Raw genomic sequence first — 16,499 nt, 5'->3', positions numbered from 1 at the left:
CCGCAGCTAGTTGCTGACAAGGGCGAGCGGTTGCTGTTAAAGGCCATCGCCTATCGTCAGCAAACACCCTTGAATTGAGGATGTCGTTTCAAAATGTGCGGAATCGCGGGAGCCATCTCTCTGGCGCATAAGCCTGTGCCGAAGCTCGACCGCGCCCTGGCCACGATGAACCACCTGATCGCGCACCGCGGACCGGATGGGCACGGCTTCTGGCGCGCGCCGTCGGACGTCTGCGGTCTCGCCCATCGACGCCTTGCCATCATCGACCTGTCGCCTGCCGGCCACCAGCCGATGGTTGGAGATAGCGGTGCTGTCATCACCTTCAACGGCGAGATCTACAACTACGTCGAGCTGATGGCTGAGCTGAAGTCCGGCTGGAATTTCCGCTCGGCCTCCGACACCGAGACAGTGCTCGCCGCCTATGCGAAATGGGGCATCGACTGCCTGCAGCATCTGCGTGGCATGTTCGCCTTCGCGCTTTGGGATGGCGAGCGCTTCTTCGCAGCACGCGATCGTTTCGGCATCAAGCCCTTTTATTACGCCATCGTAGACGACGTGCTCTATTTTGCCTCCGAGATGAAGGCGCTGCTGCCGATCCTCCCGGAGGTCGCGACCGATCCGGACGCGCTCGCCGAGTACATGACCTTCCAGTACACCATCGGCGAGAATACGCTCTTCAAGCATGTCCAGACGCTTCTCCCCGGCCATGCGCTGACGGTGGAGAACGGCCAGGTCAAAGTCTTCCGCTACTGGGATGTCCATTACGAGATTGACTGGGACCACACGCCCCGCTGGTTCGGTGAGGAGATGCGGACCCGCCTGTCGGATTCGATCAAGGTGCATCTGCGCTCGGACGTGCCGGTCGGCGCCTATATCTCGGGCGGAATCGATTCGAGCCTGATCGGCATCCTCGCCAGCCGCGAGGAGGCCTCCGGCCGCATCGGCTTCCACGGCAAGTTCACCGAATTCGAGGGCTATGACGAAAGCGTCTATGCCGAGGCGGCCTGCCGGGACGGCGGCATCGACCTGCACCAGATCGACATCACGGCGAGCGACTTCCGCAACAATATCGAGAAGGTACTCTACCATCTCGACACGCCGGTCGGGGGCCCGGGCTCCTTCCCGCAGTACATGGTGTCGGAACTGGCGGCCCGCCACGTCAAGGTCGTGCTCGGCGGCCAGGGCGGCGACGAGATATTCGGTGGCTATGCCCGTTATCTGATCGCCTATCTCGAGCAGGCGCTGAAAGCGTCGATTGATGGCACCCAGCGGAACGGCAACTTCGTGGTGACGCCGGAATCGATCATTCCGCACCTGACAGTGCTGCAGGAATACAAGCCGCTGATCCGCCAGCTCTTCTCCAAGGGCCTGTTCGGGCCGCTGGACGAGCGCTATTTCCGCCTGATCGACCGCTCTGCCGATATGGAGAACGAGGTCGACTGGTCGGCGCTGGACCGGGCCGGCGTGTTCGCGCGCTTCCAGGCCATCTTCAACTCCGAGCGGAACGTGAAGAAGGAAGCCTATTTCGACTCGATGACCCATTTCGACTTCAAGTGCCTCCTCCCCGCCCTGCTCCAGGTCGAGGATCGGATGTCAATGGCACATGGGCTCGAATCGCGTGTGCCGCTGCTCGATCACTCCGTCGTCGAGTTCGCCGCGACCATCCCCGCGGACCTCAAGTTCAAGGGCGGCCAGATGAAGCACTTCATCAAGTCGACCTTCTCCGGCGACCTGCCGCAGGAACTGGCGCAACGCCGCGACAAGATGGGCTTTCCGGTGCCGCTCAAGGAATGGTTCTCCGGCGAGCTCAAGGACATGGTTGCCGACATCTTCTCGACGCAGAAGACTCGCCATCGCGAGTTCTTCAACTCGGACGCCATCCTCGCCAATTTCGACAAGGCCGAGCGCTTCTCGCGCAAGACCTGGGGGCTGCTCAGCCTCGAGCTCTGGCAACAGATCTTCCACGACCGCGCCGCGTCCTACAAGCGCATGCTCGACGAGGTCGAGCCCGCCCAAGTCGCGGCCCAGTAACCCCAGCATTCACAGGAACCAGACGATGAAGGTCTTCATTACGGGCGGCTCCGGCCAGGTCGGCTCGACGGCGGCGGACATGTTCCTGGCGCGGGGCGACACCGTGATGTCGCTCGAGAATTTCTCGACTGGCCGGCGTGACAACCTGCTGGACCAGGAACGCCTGACCCAGGTCGAGGGTTCGATCACCGACTGGAAGCTGGTCGACCAGCTCTTCTCCGACTTCAGGCCCGACGTGGTCGTCCACACCGCCGCCTCCTACAAGGACCCGGAGGACTGGGAGACCGACGCGCTCGTCAACGCGGTCGGCGGCGCCAACATCGCCAAGGCCTGCAAGCTGCATAAGGTCGGGCGGCTGATCTATTTCCAGACCGCGCTGTGCTACGGCACCAAGCCGCTGCAGCAGCCGATCACGCTCGACCACCCGATCAACCCGGTCAATTCGAGCTACGCCATCTCCAAGACGGCCGGCGAGCACTATGTGCAGTTCTCCGGCATCGACTGGGTGACCTTCCGCCTCGCCAACGTCATCGGCCCGCGCAACGTTTCCGGCCCGCTGCCGATCTTCTACGGCCGTCTGGCCGAGGGGAAAAAATGCTTCGTCACCCCGGCGCGGCGCGACTTTTGCTATGCGGGCGACCTTGCCCGCGTCGTGGTCCAGGCCGCTGACGGCAGGGGCAACGGGACCTATCACTTCTCGTCCGGCAAGGACGTGGCAATCAAGGAACTGTACGACGCGGTCGTAAAGGCGATGAAGCTCAATGACTACCCCGAACCGGAGGTGAAGCCGCTCGGGCCGGATGACGCCGCCTCGATCCTGCTCGATCCCTCGAGAACCTTTGCCGACTTCGGCGACATCGAGTTCACGCCGCTCGAAGAGATTGCGCGCCTCTCGGTCGAGCGCTGGGAGAGGGAAGGTGTCGTCGGAGGCTACACCCATCTGAAGGAAGCGCGCGCCGACATCAAGACGCCGGCCAAGGGCTGAGGCGAGCGATGCGTATCCTCATCACCGGCGGGGCAGGCTGTCTCGGCTCGAACCTGACCGAGCGTTACCTCGAGGCCGGCCACCAGGTGCTGGTGCTCGACAATTTCGCAACGGGCCATCAAGGCTCGCTGCCGGAGGCGCATCCGGGGTTGAGCGTCGTCGAGGGCAAGGTCCAGGACCGTGCGCTAGTCGATAATCTGTTCGCAGAATTTCGGCCGAGCCACGTCATCCATTCGGCCGCGGCCTACAAGGACCCCGACGACTGGCTCGAGGATACGCGCACCAATGTCGAGGGTACGATCCAGGTCGTCGAGGCGGCGAAGGCGGCCGGCGTCCGGCGCTTCGTGAACTTCCATACAGCGCTCGGCTATGGCCGGCCGGAAATCGTGCCGATCCCGGCGGATGCCCCGGCGCGCCCCTTCACCAGCTACGGCATCTCCAAGCAGGCTGGCGAGAATTACCTCGCCATGTCGGGCCTGCCCTTCGTCTCATTGCGGCTCGCCAACGTCACCGGCCCGCGCCTGGCCATCGGCCCAATCCCGACCTTCTACACCCGCCTGAAGGCCGGCAAGGGCTGCTTCTGCTCCAAGACCGTGCGCGACTTCGTCGACATGGACGATTTCTTCTCGGTCATGGACGCGGTGATGGCGGATGGTGCGCCGACCGGCGTGTTCAACGTCTCGACCGGAACCGGCCATACGATCAAGGAGATCTTCGACATCGTCGTCGACCATCTCGGCATCACGCTCTCGGAGCCGGTGCCGGAGGTGGAACCCGGGGCGGACGACGTGCCCGCCGTCGTGCTCGACCCTTCGACGACCATCGAGACCTTCGGCTGGCGGCCGCGCTACTCCTTCGAGCAGACGATCCGGCGCATGCTCGACTGGTACGACGCCCACGGCGTCACGGCGATCTACAGCCACCTCAAGGCCCCGCCCACGAAGGCATGACCGCCGTTAAGGCCTCGCGCCGATCCATTCTCTTCTCTCTTCCGGACGGACTTACCCATGACCGATAGCTTCGCTGGCAAGAACGTGCTGGTCGTCGGCGGCGCCGGCTTCGTCGGCTCAAACCTGGTGAAGCAGATCCTGCGGGAGAACCCGCGGAAGCTCACCATCGTCGATAATTTCCTGTCAGCCGACCCGGTCAACGTTCCGGACGATCCGGTCGTGAAGCTGATCTCGGGCCCGATCACCAACGAGCGCATCCTCGCGGGCCTCGATGATGACCTCGACTATGCCTATCACCTCGCCTGCTTCCACGGGAACCAGTCGTCGATCCACGATCCGCTGATGGATCACGAGAACAATACACTGACCACGCTGAAGCTGTTCGAGCGCCTGAAGGACATCAAGTCGCTCCAGAAGGTCGTCTATTCGGCAGCCGGCTGCGCCGTCGCGGCCAAGACCTTCGACGGCGCCACGGCGACCACCGAGGATGCGCCCGTCTCGCTGTTCCACGACAGCCCGTATTCGATCTCGAAGCTGATCGGCGAGATGTATGGCAATTACTATTTCACGCGCTACGGTCTGCCTTTCGTCAAGGCGCGCTTCCAGAACGTCTATGGGCCGGGCGAAATCCTGGGGGCCGGACGTTGGCGCGGCACGCCGGCGACGGTCTGGCGCAACGTGACGCCGACCTTCATCTGGAAGTCGCTGCATGGCGAGGCCCTGCCCGTCGAGAACGGCGGCATCGCCACCCGCGACTTCATTTTCGTCCAGGACATGGCGCGCGGCCTGATGGCTTGCGGCCTGAAGGGCGAGCCGGGGGAGATCTACAATCTCGGTTCCGGTGCCGAGATCTCGATCCGCGAGCTCGCCGAGCGCATCAACACAGCGACGGGGAATGCGACGCCGATCGCCCTGACGCCGGCGCGCGACTGGGACCGCTCGGGCCAGCGCTTCGCGGCGACCGACAAGGCCCGCGAAAAGCTCGGCTTTGTCGCGGAGGTTTCGCATGAGGAGGGGATCAGGCGTACGGTCCAGTGGACGATGGCGAACCGCTCCACCGTCCTGCGCTGCATGACGCAGCACGTTCATTTCGTGCCTGAAGTGAAGAAATATACCGAGTGAGGCTCCCGGACTGACACGATCAGCGCCCACTCGATTGCGGTTGGACGGGTTAGCCTAGCTGGTCACAAGCCAATTTGGCGCAGGGCATCGTCGGCGCTCCAAATATAGCCCATAGAGCATCTGCTCCCGACGGCCCCTGACGCGCACGGAAGAGGCCGCCTCCATTTACCGCACGCGGCAAGCGCCTTGACAGACCTCTGTCAAGACCTGAAATGGCAGCCGGAATTTGCTGCTGCTCGCTCTTTCATCCACCGGCATCGCCAGGACTGTAAGCTCCCTTCATGTCGCTCCCCAAAGTCACACCATTCGTCGCGCGGAATTTCCGGCTCATGGGGGACGGCACCAAGCTGGCGCCCAATGTCGGTCTGGTGCTGGCGTTGATCGCGGCCGGCCTAGTCTACAATCTGGTATTGTTGCCAAATGCACCCTCGGGCTATCCGGCCCTGACAATGAATCACGAGATCTATGCGTCTATCACAAAGGCGCTGGCCGATGGCTGGTACCGACTGCTTCTGCCGTTCGAATATGAGGTAGGGCGATTTTATTGGTGCCCCAGCGTTATATTCTTGGTTTATTGGGCCGAACGCCTGTTCGGAGGAGCCGGTTCCTTCGCGATATTTTTCTCATTATTTGTCACTTCTGTATATTTCTGTAGTTTTAACATAACAAAGTCGAGGTATTTTGCTGGGATCGTGACGTTTTTGTTCTCTTTTGGAACGCAGCTCGATTATCTCTTTACGTTCGGAAACTTAATCGCTTTGTACCTTGTTTTGACCTATGTGGTGATCAATTTCTATTTCCTGATCAGATACCTGAGCACAGCGGACGACGATTGGCGGGCGCTCGCTTTTTTCGCGGTCAGTATGGTTCTTGTCGCCTTATCGAACGAGATGTGGCTGAACTATGCTACCGGACTGTTTTGCGCGTTGGTCTTTGGCATTTTTTGGTCAAGGCGGCATCGAGTTCATGACCTGTCGCGGCGGTGCAAATTCGCGGCAGCAACCCTGCTCATGGTCCTTATCGCGTACCTTACTATCCGCATTCGCGTTGCAAGTCAGTACGTGCAGCCTGGGGCGGAAGAAGAATTGATTATTACCTATCATCACTTGTCTCTTTTTATAGACGACGTTATTACGAATTTCTTTACACTTCTATATATGTCATTGAGTAACTATCTGCCATCATTCTTGAGTGGATCAAATTCTCTTGTTTCGCTGCAACCCGCAGATATTGTTGCATCTCAGCATGGATACCATGCCCAATACGAAAACCTGATCGTAATGAACCATCTGTACATGTGGCGATTCCATGCCGGTGTACTAGTTGCGCTGTTTTTTGTGGCGTTGATCTGGATGCTGCGCCGTAGCTGGCAAACGAAGGACATTGCTCCGGCAGTCGTCGTCGCGTTGGCCCTGATGGTCGTCGGCGGCTTCTCGACGCATCTGTCGATCAAGATGCGTCCTTATAACTCGACGCCCAACCTACCCTACAAAGTGATCATGAGTGTTAGTGCATGGACAGCGCTCATCGGCTATATGGCGTGGCAGATCGCGGAACTGAAAACTGAACGGGCTCGCAGGTGGATCGCGATCGGGGTTTGCGTCGTCGCCTTGTCCGCGGCGATCACGCGGCCGGGGATGCATGCGGCCTTCCTGGCGCAGACAGGGTTGGCAGGTTTCGCTGATCCGATGCCGAAGCTCAAGCGACTGCTGCATCTGTCGGGAACATGACGTGTTCGATATGCACCCCTGGGTGATGGCGATATGAGTTCGTGTTTGAAATTGGCGCGCAAGCATCTCCATCATGGTCTTGTCTGAGGGCTGCATTTGCGGATTCTTGTGCTCTGTTATGAATATCCGCCTGTAGGCGGAGGCGGCGGCCGCATTGCCGCGGTTGTTTCGGAGGGGCTGGCGGCGCGGGGCCATACCGTTCGCGTCGTTACATCGCACACGGGTGCGCTGCCCCACGAGGAAACAAGCACGAGGGGCGTATCGCTGCGGCGCGCCTTTGCGGGCAGGCTGCGGCAGGATCGTTGCACCGTCCCAGAGATGGCTGCCTATGTTGCGAGCCACAGCTTCATCGTCTCTGCGGAAATCGCCCGTTTCAAACCGGATGTCATCCATTCGCATTTTGCCGTGCCCACGGGCGCGGTCGCCTGGCTGACGACTCGATTGCGGCCGGTGCCTTACGTGATCACCGCCCATCTGGCCGATGTTCCCGGTGCGATGCCAGAACAGACCGAACTGCTGTTTCGCTTCGCGAAGCCTATGACGAGACCGATCTGGCGCGGGGCCGCAGCTTCGTCCGCGGTCGCGCCCCATCTCGTCGAGCTGGCTGACAAGGCCTACGGACAGCGCCCAGTGGTCATTCGCAACGGCATCGATATGAGCGATGCTGCGCGCGCGCCGTCGCCCGTCGACGGGCCGGTGCGCGTGCTCTGGTGCGGGCGAATGCAGGCCCAGAAGAATCTCGCTCCGGTTCTGCTCGGCCTTGGTGCACTGGCCGACCTACCCTGGACGCTCGATCTGATTGGCGACGGCCCTCTGCGAGCAGAAGTCGAGGAGAGCATCCGCAAGGCCGGCCTTACCGAAAAGGCGCGGATCCATGGCTGGCTGCCGGCCGAGCGCGTTCGAGACATTTTCAGGCAGTCGCACGTCCTGTTCATGCCCTCGCTGAGCGAGGGTCTCTCGCTGGTGACCATCGAGGCCTTGCGTGATGCATTGGCCATTGTCGGCAGCCGCATTCCCGGGATCGACGATGTGGTGGTCGACGGGGAGAACGGCATCTTGTGCAATCCCCAAGACCCGGCGACCTACGCGAGGGCGCTGGCCGATCTTATCGGAAGTCCGGACCGTCTGGACGCCATGCGGCGCACGGCTCTGGCCAGGGCCCCGCTCTACGATGCCGAGCGGATGATCGACGCCTATGAGGAGCTGTTGTCTCGAGCGGCAGGCGGGTCCAAGTGAACTGGGTAAGCGCACGCGTCATCCGCGGAAATCGAGGTGACATCGCCAGCCGCTATAGCATTCTCAGCCATGCGAGCGAGAATGGCTCTGCTGTCAGCGCTGTTTTTGCAGAGAACAGTCTGCACGTGCCTACCGAGCTCGGAGGGAAGCTGGTCCCATATGGTCCACTGTACAATTTCTGGCCGGGCTGGCAGGGTTTGCGGGCCCTGCGAAACGCCCGGGCGGTGATTTGGACTGGCGGCCTTGATCTCCAGGACGATTCGAGCCTGATCAAGCTCATCCACACCTGGTTTGTCTTTCTCAGCTATCGGTTGCTCGGCCTCAAGATCCTGCTCGCGAACCAGGGCGCTGGTCCGTTGTCGACCGGTGCCGGTCGCTGGCTCGCCAAGCAGGTGTTGCGACAGGTCAGCGTCGCTCTTGTTCGTGACAAGGGCAGTTACGAACTGTTGCGAGCGTTGATGGACGAAAGGCGCCTGATGCTAGGCGCAGACGGCATCTTCCTTGCCGAGCCTTGGCATTCCCTTGCGATCGGGGATAGGCGCGCGCGCCAGGGCGGCCGGCCCGTCATCGGCCTGAACCTGCGTCTCTGGTTTCATTTCAGCAATAGCTGGATACCCTACCAATTCGCGCGCCGTCGCTATATGGAGCGCGCACGTGAGCCGATGGCCCGCGTGGTGGCCGCCGCGTCCTCGACGATTGCCGCTCTGCGCGAGCGTCACGACGCGCGGATCGTGCTGTTCTCGATGTACGAGCCGGATGTCGAAAACTGGGAAGACGATCGTTGGCTTCTTGATCAGGTGAAGGCCAATTTTGCGGGGGATGGAGACGTGCAACTAGCCGGCGGAAATCCGAGCCATGTCGAACTCTGCCGGCAATTTTCGGAGCTCGATCTGATGATCGGCATGCGCCTGCACTCGACGCTGCTCGCCTTGAGGGCAGGCGTCCCGGCGATTCATCTCGCCTATACGCTCAAGGGGCACGATATCTATTCCGACCTCGGCCTGTCGGATTGGGTAGTTCCGATCGAGGGAATTCTCGAAGGGCAGCAGACCCTGGTCGACCTTGCCTCCCGTGTCCTCGGCGACCCGGCGAGCGGATCGCGGGTCCGGGATGCCGTGGCCAAGATCGTGGATACCAACGGCGCGGCCTTGACCGCGGCCATGCGTCGAGTCGAGCAAAGCTAGGGGCATGTGCGGCATAGCGGGATATTACGGGCGCTTCGAATCCGAACGTCTGCGGCGCATGACTCAGGCGATCGCGCACCGGGGCCCGGATGGCGAAGGCCATGATTGGCGCCCTGGTCTGCAGGAAGGCGAAGCTGTCGGCATTGGTCACAGGCGCCTCGCCATCATCGATCTCGCCGGCGGGATCCAGCCGATGTGGAGCGAAGATGCCCGGATCGGCATCACCTTCAATGGCGAGATTTACAACTACCGGGAGCTGAAGGCGGAGCTGATCGCGGAAGGCGGTCGCTTCCGCACCAATTCCGACACCGAAGTCATTCTCGAAGGCTGGCGGCTGCGCGGCGAGGAGATCTTCGAAGCGCTCTCGGGCATGTTTGCGTTCGGCATCTGGGACGGACGCACCAATGAATGGATTCTCTGCCGCGATCGAGCCGGCATCAAACCGCTTTATTATGCGCAGCCGGCGTCTAGAGTCCTGGCCTTTGCCTCCGAGGTGAAGCCGCTCCTGCCGCTCGTCGGCGGGGTACGCCCAAACCGGCAGGCGATGTATGAATTCCTGCTCTACAGCTGGATCCCGGGTCCCCAGACCTTGTTTGATGGCGTTTTGAGCCTACCCCCCGGCACCTGGCTGCGCTGGCGGCCAGATGCACCGATGCCGAAGCCGTTGCCCTACGTGACCGGACGGGACACTGTTTCGGTGCCTGCCACCTTTGCTGAGGCGGCGGCGGAGTTGCGCGGCCTGCTTGATGCCGCGGTCAAGTCTCATCTTGTCGCCGACGTGCCGGTCGGCATCAACCTCTCAGGTGGCCTTGATTCCAGCGCCGTCCTCGCGAGCATGATCCGGGAGGTCGATCCCGGAGCAATCGACGCGTTCACGATCGGCTTTGGCTTGCCTGACGATGAACTGCCGTTCGCGCGGACCGTTGCCGAGCACGCCGGCGTGCGACACCACACCGCCTTGGCGTCACCGTCACGCATCGAGGAAGACTTCTCGCGCATCATTCGGACGCTGGAGGAGCCGATCGGGCACCCGGTGCTGCAGACGACGTTCGAGGTCGCCAGGCTCGCCCGAAGCCACGTCAAGGTGACAATGATCGGCGAGGGAGCCGACGAGCTCTTTCTGGGCTACCCTCAGTTCAAGCTCATGGTGCCGCCATACAGCTTCGCACCACGCCGGCTGCAGCAGCAGACGTTCATGGCGGTGGCATGCCTGATGCCGACGGCCCGGCAGCTCTCCGGCCTGCTGAACCCCGACCTCCTCGACCATGATGCGTTCCAGGCAGCCTCGCATCGCTTCGACGGTTATTTCTCCGATCCAGGTGGCCCCCAAGGCGTTGCCGCATTCGAATTTGACTATCCCTTGGTCTCAAACCAGCTCATGCGCATCGACAAATTGACGATGGCGCACAGCCTCGAGGCGCGTGTTCCGTTCCTCGACAATCGGCTTGCGGCCTGGTCGAAGCGCTTGCCGACAGCCTGGAAGCGTTCGTCCAACGCAACCAAGATCATTCTGCGCGAGGCTGTCGCCGATCGCCTGCCGGGCTCGATCGTTCATCGGCCGAAGACCGGGCGCCGCGGCACGCAGGCGCTCCTGCCGTACCTGAACTCGGTGGTGATGCAAGGTCCTCTCGCGGACCATGTCGCTCCAAGGACGGTTGCCAGGCGTGGCCTGCTTAGATCCGATATGGTGCAGGCCTATCTGGCGGCGCAATCGGACTTTGCGATCAGGCTCCATCCGATCGAGAGCCGCCGGCGCGCCAAGTTCCGTTATGCGCTCGCCGTGCTCGAGCAATGGTCGCGCGAGTTTCTGGACTCGCCATTTCCCTGAGCTTCCCTATTCAATCGCCCTGCCGCGTCGTCCTCGACGCCAGCCTGTGAGACATACGATGCCGCCACTCTATGGCCCAGACGTTCGTGAAAAGCTACGTGAACGCCTGCTGACGCTCTATCGGCAGGCATTCGGCGGTGTCGCTGCCCACGAGCAGCATCTCCAGCAGATGGCGATCGACGGCGCGGACGAGTCACGATCTGTGGAGCAGCTCGAGCGCCTCCAGCAGATGACCGGCCAGACTTTGGCCGGCGCCAAGATGCTGGAAGTGGGCGCCGGAACAGGCCTCACTGTCGCGATCGCGCGCAGGTTCATGGACGTCGAAGCCTATGGAATCGAGCCGGGCGAGGCGGAATATGACGGCACCCTGGCCGTCGCGAAGGATGTCCTGCGCAACGCCGGGCTTGATCCCGAGTTCATTCGCCACGGCTTCGGCGAAGCGATCCCTTTCCCTGACGAAACGTTCGACATCGTCTTCTCGACCAACGTCCTGGAGCATGTGGCCGACCCGGCGCAGGTCGTGAGCGAGATCGTCAGGGTTCTCAAGCCCGGCGGCTCCGCCCAGATCATCGTTCCGAACTACGGGTCTTGGTGGGAAGGGCATTACGGCTTGCCCTGGTTCCCGCACATGCCAGCTTGGCTCGGCAAGATCTATGTGCGGCTTTTCGGGCGCGATGCGCAGTTCATCGATACGCTGCAGCTGGTCTCGCGTGGGAAGCTCGAACGCTGGCTTCGTCCGCACAGCGATCGGGTGGAGGTTCTCGATTGGGGCGTCGCACTATGGGAGCAGCGGGTACGGAGCCTGAACTTTTCCGAATATTCTGCCCTGGCGCGCCTCAAGGGCATTCTGCGCGCGATGCACACGCTTGGTGTCATTCCGCTCCTAGTCTGGCTCGGAAAAGCGCTCCATTGGGAGACGCCGCTCGTCCTGACCTTCCGGAAGCGCGCCTAGGCGGATAACGGCTGGGCTAAACGCCGAGCCGAGCGTCAGCCTATTTCGCCAACGGCTCCGAGACGAGGGCGCGGTTCAGAAGCATGGCCAGACCAGCGATCAAGCTCGTACCGACGATAATTGCTCGCACCAGCAGCGAAAAGACGATGGCCTTCTCCGATGTCGTCCCCGCCGCTGTGAGCAGATAGACGAAGCTCACCTCTTGAAGCCCAATGCCATTCAGGCTGATCGGCAGCATGGTCGCTATTGTCACAAGGCAGATGATGCTGGTGAGCGTCAGGAAGCTCACATTCATATCGAGCAGATTCGAGAGCAGCCACTGGGCGACGATCGATGAGCCAATATTGCAAAGCGTCAGCAGGCCGACTGCCAATAGCAAACCCCGATCCGAAAGGAGTTGGCGGATGGGGGCGAGAAACGATGTCAGGAACTCCGGCAACTCACGCCTGGTCAGAGCTCGGCCAGCCAGCACAGCAATGACGGCCGCAGCAAGGACCAGCAGAAAGATGGTGAGGAATGGGCCCTTATTTTCCAGCGCCCACCCTGCGATCAGTCCCGCTGACGAGCCGGCAAGGATCACCGCTACCGCGAGAGTATTCAGAAGCCGGTCAAAGAAAATGGCGCCTGTGGCTCTCGTGAGCTCGATGTGAGCGGAACGCAGCTTCGCAATACGCACCACATCGCCGCCGACGGTGCCCGGGAGGAACGTGGACCAGAAGAAGCCCGCGAAGGTAGAGACGATGGCCAGCCGCCAGGGCCTGGGCTTGTGAAGCAGGCAAGCGAGACGAAGCCCCGAGAAGATTTGTGAGGTGCTGAAGACGAACGTCACCAGCACCAGTCCCTGAACACCAATGCGGTGGATGGCCGTCCAGGTGCGTGCGTCGAGAGCGCTTGCGAGCCAGAGCAGCAAGAGCACCGACACAGCAAACTGCGTGAAAAGGCCAGCCCGCGAGGAGAAAAATCGCTGCAGCCTGCCGGCAGCATTTCTCAAAATGCGATAGCTCCCGACAAGCCAATGCTCATGCATGACGTCATCTGTCTGTTTCATGGGGTGTCGAGCGGCTGGCGCAGGACGACGTTGACGGTTTGCGCGAACAAGCCCTCGCGATCCAGCTTGTCGATCAGCTTTGCTGTGCCAAAGAGAAGTTGAGCCGGAGCCGCAGCCAAACGGGGTATGCGCCGATGCCACAGTACCGAGGTGGATACCATCGAGACGGCGTGCAGAAGCATATGCGCAATACCGCCGCTCGTCCGCAATTCAGCGATCTCGAAGCCGGCCGTCGTTGCCATCGCGATCACGCCGTGGCGTGTGAAGCGAAAATAGTCGTGCGGCGCTCCATGCAGATAGTAGATGAATGGCACGGAAAGGATGATATGTCCGCCGGGCCGCATGATCCGTTTGAGTTCCGCAAAAGCGAGCCACGGCTCGGGAATATGCTCGAGGACGGAGCAGCAGAAGACTGTATCGACGCTGCCATCGTCGATCGGCAAACCGCCGCGAAGGTCGCCCTGAAAGCTCAGGTCGGGATGCGTGGGCTCGTAGTCCATCGACATGTATTCATCAGCGCGAGCCTGGAGCAGCGAGCGCCATGCCATCCGGCCGGCGCCTGCGTCCAACACGCGCCCCCGCGTGTAGCGCTCGATGAGAGGTACCAGTTCGCGCCTGATCGACAGGTGGTCGACGGCGATATCCCAGAACACGTCACTGCCAATGGTTTCAGCACAGGCTCGATTCCACCCGCTCTTTATTCCCATTTTATCACTCGCTCACTGCTTGCGGGTGCCCGGCCGCAGCGTGTGGCTGATCTGCCTGGCGGTCGAGAGAGCGGCATCGATCCTTCGCGAGACTCCGATGCAACGGGGCGTACAGCCGTCTACTCGCATGGCGGTCGTTTCATCACTTGAGCGTGTATCCGGACGCGGCGAGCTTGTCGCCGCGATAGGCCCAGCCCAGCGCATATCCGTCATAAGCCGCCACGAAGTCCGGCTCGATGGCCGGCTTCTTGTAGGCATTCTGGATGAGCATAAGCCGGTTATGTGCGATGAAGGTCTTGGCGTCGAAGACGGGTTCGCCGAATGCCTTGAGCTGGATCGTGCTGGGGCCGGGCAGCCAGCGGCCTGAAATCATCACCTGCAACGTGACCTCGTTGCAGGGCGTTCCGGCGAAGCGGGTATCGCCCGTCAGGCAGGCGCGCTCGATCTCCTTGCCGAGTCGCATGATCTCCTCGCCCCATCCCATCCATGATGCGTTCAGCCGTCCGCTCTCGGCCTCCCTTGCGTCGCCATAGGTGATCCAGAACGGGCGATAAGCCGCGAAAAGCGGCCTGAACGGCGCCAGTCCCACAACCAGGCCAGCGAGAACGATACAACCGACGCCCAGCTGCGCCGCATGGGGCCACTCGGCCCGCAAGAAACCGCGGACGCCCAGAACGATGATCGAACTGGCCAGCAGGAGCAGCCAAACGTTGAAATAGCGGTGGGCGAAAGGAATGCCGACCATGGCGATAGCGACGGGAAGAGCGACGCTGATCACGATGAGGAACGTCACCGACCAGTTGACGAAGGGTTCAGGCCGAGCGCCAGGCAAGGCCTTCTTTCGCGTTGCGAAGCAGGCCACCACGATGGCCAGGGCGAGCACGAGCCAAAGCGCCGTTGGAATCGCCACGACGAGCACGGCCAAGGCATGGGCTGCGGCGGCGAGCGCGTGCCCAATGGCGGTACTCGAATCAAAATGTAGCGTTGTCTCGCCGAAGGCCTGCACCAACGCCGACGATGGCAGGCGGCTCGGATGATAGGGCGCCCAATAGGCGTGAATATGATTGACCGCAATGGCGCCGCCTACGAAGAGCAGCACGAGCAGCCCCGCCGGCAGCGCAAATGGAGCGTCCCGCCGCGCGATGGACCAGTTCTTGAACCGTGCGACGAGCGGGGGAGCCACCGCGGCCGCGATCACCGAGGCGAAGATGATCAGCAAGCCGGCGCCAATGGCGATCGTGACGCGATAAGTACTGCCAACCGCCAGCCCCACGGTGCTGTTCGGCAGCTTTGCGACGGGCAGCATTAGACTGATGAGAAACCAGGACCAGGAAGACATTGCGTCGACGCTGCTGGCGAAGAGCCCGGCCGGGCGCGCCGAAGGCGCGAGCAAAGCAAAGAGCAGACGTGACAAGAGGCTGATGCAGAGCGGGACGGCGAGCGCCCAGAGGGCTGTCCAGGCCGCGTGCCTCACGCGTTTGCGCAAGTCGACGACCGCAAGTGCTTTCCAGACGGGCCAGACCACCAGCAGCAGGATCAAGACGGGGCCGACGAGCGATTTCTCCTGGGCGGCAAGGGAGGCCGAGGCAACAGCGCCCAAGAAAAGGCGCTCTCTATTCTCCTGGATGGCGCGCAGCGCCAGGATCACGGCAAGCACGGCCAGTGACATGGACAGCAGGTCGTAATTCAACGTTTTGGCGGCAAGCTGACTTGTCGGAATGAGCGCAAGGCCCGCGAAAACGAGGACCAGATTGATGGCGTTGCGGCGCACATTTGCCAGGCACAGGATGTTGAACGCGATGACCAGGAAGATCGCGTTGGCTAGCATCCACCAAAACGCCTTCAGCAGCATGAGGATCGTGTCGCGCTCGGCGCCGAGCGCGTTGAGAAACAACGCAATCGGCAACTGAACCACCGCGCCGGTGCCATAGAGGCCGATCACGATAGCCGACGAGAGGCGGTTGGCCGGATCTAGCAACCACAGCGACATGCCCCATTCGTCCATGGTCATGAACTGCGTGGTTTCTGCGGCGGTCAAAATGAGCACCGGCGCTGCCAGTAGCAGCGCTATCGCAACGCTTCGGCGCGGCCATTCCAGGCGCCTGCCCAGTTGCGCCAAGCCGGCCATGACTAGCAGGATAGCCACAAGTTCGATCAGATTGAGTTCGAAAGGGAGAGATGCGTGCGTCGCAAGGCGCAGCATGGGGCAAATCCTCTACAGGCGTGCTCCATGCCAGAGACGCTCAAGTGTCAGTTTTTTACTTTGGCAGCCGCATATCAGGTCTGGGCAGTCACGCCTAGCCCAAGGCCTGTTGCAAAGTATGCCGGCTGCGCTCCGCTAGCCGTTTACGACGCTCGGTAAAGTCGCCGGCGAGCCTGCCGCGCCGGGCTGCATGTCGCGTCGGATCAATCCTGACTTCCCGGCCGAAGGAAGTGCCCCTTCCTTCATTGCCAAGTGTATGCGGCCACCTCTATATCGAGGCGCAAAATCGGCGCAAACGGAGAAATTTTCTGTGCTTGAGGACGTTCCGAAAATTTCGGAGGCCGTGAATCTTTCCGTAGTCGTACCGATCTTCGAGGAAGAGGAGAGCATCCCGCTTCTGATCGACATGCTCGTCGGCGAGCTAGACAATGTTCGTCGTCAGAACATTCGGCACAACTCGCGGCGTAGATTAGCGGAGTGCGGGCCTCGTCTGGGGGTTGATGTTAGGCGGCGAGCTTGCGGT

General features: G+C 61.6%; 13 protein-coding genes. 10 read left to right on the top strand and 3 right to left on the bottom strand.

What is annotated here, in order from left to right; all coding sequences use genetic code 11:
• Window positions 1–93: 93 nt before the first annotated feature.
• The 9 genes from asnB (BW981_RS19185) to BW981_RS19145 all read left to right on the top strand — a co-directional run bounded on the left by asnB (BW981_RS19185) (window position 94) and on the right by BW981_RS19145 (window position 12,018).
• A complete protein-coding gene (gene asnB, locus BW981_RS19185) occupies window positions 94–2,031 on the top strand; it encodes an asparagine synthase (glutamine-hydrolyzing) (protein ID WP_076442166.1) in 1,938 nt (645 codons plus the stop codon).
• A gap of 25 nt (window positions 2,032–2,056) precedes the next feature.
• Window positions 2,057–3,016 (top strand): NAD-dependent epimerase/dehydratase family protein, encoded by a 960-nt coding sequence (locus tag BW981_RS19180; RefSeq protein ID WP_076442164.1) that lies wholly within the window; start codon window positions 2,057–2,059, stop codon window positions 3,014–3,016.
• 8 nt (window positions 3,017–3,024) lie between these two features.
• On the top strand, window positions 3,025–3,966 hold the full coding sequence (locus BW981_RS19175) for an NAD-dependent epimerase/dehydratase family protein (protein WP_076442162.1): 942 nt from the start codon (window positions 3,025–3,027) through the stop codon (window positions 3,964–3,966).
• Window positions 3,967–4,023: 57 nt separating this feature from the next.
• Window positions 4,024–5,088: an NAD-dependent epimerase/dehydratase family protein gene (locus BW981_RS19170; RefSeq protein WP_076442161.1), complete on the top strand. Its 1,065-nt coding sequence runs from the start codon at window positions 4,024–4,026 to the stop codon at window positions 5,086–5,088.
• Between the two features lie 281 nt (window positions 5,089–5,369).
• Entirely contained in the window at window positions 5,370–6,818 is a 1,449-nt protein-coding gene (locus tag BW981_RS19165; RefSeq protein WP_076442159.1) for a hypothetical protein, read from the top strand.
• Window positions 6,819–6,926: 108 nt separating this feature from the next.
• The gene (locus BW981_RS19160) at window positions 6,927–8,054 is read left to right on the top strand and encodes a glycosyltransferase family 4 protein (RefSeq protein WP_244560386.1); all 1,128 of its coding nucleotides are present in this window, start codon (window positions 6,927–6,929) and stop codon (window positions 8,052–8,054) included.
• Window positions 8,051–9,238: a polysaccharide pyruvyl transferase family protein gene (locus BW981_RS19155; RefSeq protein WP_083712496.1), complete on the top strand. Its 1,188-nt coding sequence runs from the start codon at window positions 8,051–8,053 to the stop codon at window positions 9,236–9,238. Before BW981_RS19160 ends, BW981_RS19155 begins: the two co-directional genes overlap by 4 nt.
• 4 nt (window positions 9,239–9,242) lie before the next feature.
• The gene (gene asnB, locus BW981_RS19150) at window positions 9,243–11,066 is read left to right on the top strand and encodes an asparagine synthase (glutamine-hydrolyzing) (RefSeq protein WP_076442155.1); all 1,824 of its coding nucleotides are present in this window, start codon (window positions 9,243–9,245) and stop codon (window positions 11,064–11,066) included.
• The gene (locus BW981_RS19145) at window positions 11,008–12,018 is read left to right on the top strand and encodes a class I SAM-dependent methyltransferase (protein WP_175624175.1); all 1,011 of its coding nucleotides are present in this window, start codon (window positions 11,008–11,010) and stop codon (window positions 12,016–12,018) included. Before asnB (BW981_RS19150) ends, BW981_RS19145 begins: the two co-directional genes overlap by 59 nt.
• Window positions 12,019–12,058: 40 nt before the next feature.
• On the opposite strand, the gene BW981_RS19140 is transcribed toward BW981_RS19145, so the two are convergent.
• The 3 genes from BW981_RS19140 to BW981_RS19130 all read right to left on the bottom strand — a co-directional run bounded on the left by BW981_RS19140 (window position 12,059) and on the right by BW981_RS19130 (window position 15,976).
• Window positions 12,059–13,066 (bottom strand): lysylphosphatidylglycerol synthase transmembrane domain-containing protein, encoded by a 1,008-nt coding sequence (locus BW981_RS19140; protein WP_083712494.1) that lies wholly within the window; start codon window positions 13,064–13,066, stop codon window positions 12,059–12,061.
• A complete protein-coding gene (locus BW981_RS19135; protein WP_076442150.1) occupies window positions 13,063–13,719 on the bottom strand; it encodes a methyltransferase domain-containing protein in 657 nt (218 codons plus the stop codon). Before BW981_RS19135 ends, BW981_RS19140 begins: the two co-directional genes overlap by 4 nt.
• Before the next feature lie 196 nt (window positions 13,720–13,915).
• Entirely contained in the window at window positions 13,916–15,976 is a 2,061-nt protein-coding gene (locus BW981_RS19130) for a hypothetical protein (RefSeq protein ID WP_076442148.1), read from the bottom strand.
• A gap of 310 nt (window positions 15,977–16,286) precedes the next feature.
• On the opposite strand from BW981_RS19130, the gene BW981_RS23285 reads away from it, so the two are divergent.
• On the top strand, window positions 16,287–16,499 hold a 213-nt coding region (locus BW981_RS23285; RefSeq protein ID WP_210188701.1), incomplete at its 3' end, for a hypothetical protein.

The sequence above is a fragment of the Allobosea sp. TND4EK4 genome, from assembly GCF_900156025.1.
GTDB lineage: Bacteria > Pseudomonadota > Alphaproteobacteria > Rhizobiales > Beijerinckiaceae > Allobosea.
The sequence above is the reverse complement of the archived record's forward strand: the minus strand, read 5'-3'. Positions and strand labels throughout refer to the sequence as shown.

Excerpts from the sequence above, each read along its gene's own strand:
- BW981_RS19170 (WP_076442161.1), top strand. The coding sequence starts at position 4,024 with ATGACCGATAGCTTCGCTGGCAAGAACGTGCTGGTCGTCGGCGGCGCC.
- BW981_RS19130 (WP_076442148.1), bottom strand. The coding sequence starts at position 15,976 with ATGCTGCGCCTTGCGACGCACGCATCTCTCCCTTTCGAACTCAATCTG.
- BW981_RS19145 (WP_175624175.1), top strand. The coding sequence starts at position 11,008 with ATGCGCTCGCCGTGCTCGAGCAATGGTCGCGCGAGTTTCTGGACTCGC.
- BW981_RS19165 (WP_076442159.1), top strand. The coding sequence starts at position 5,370 with ATGTCGCTCCCCAAAGTCACACCATTCGTCGCGCGGAATTTCCGGCTC.
- BW981_RS19180 (WP_076442164.1), top strand. The coding sequence starts at position 2,057 with ATGAAGGTCTTCATTACGGGCGGCTCCGGCCAGGTCGGCTCGACGGCG.
- asnB (WP_076442155.1), top strand. The coding sequence starts at position 9,243 with ATGTGCGGCATAGCGGGATATTACGGGCGCTTCGAATCCGAACGTCTG.
- asnB (WP_076442166.1), top strand. The coding sequence starts at position 94 with ATGTGCGGAATCGCGGGAGCCATCTCTCTGGCGCATAAGCCTGTGCCG.
- BW981_RS19175 (WP_076442162.1), top strand. The coding sequence starts at position 3,025 with ATGCGTATCCTCATCACCGGCGGGGCAGGCTGTCTCGGCTCGAACCTG.
- BW981_RS19140 (WP_083712494.1), bottom strand. The coding sequence starts at position 13,066 with ATGAAACAGACAGATGACGTCATGCATGAGCATTGGCTTGTCGGGAGC.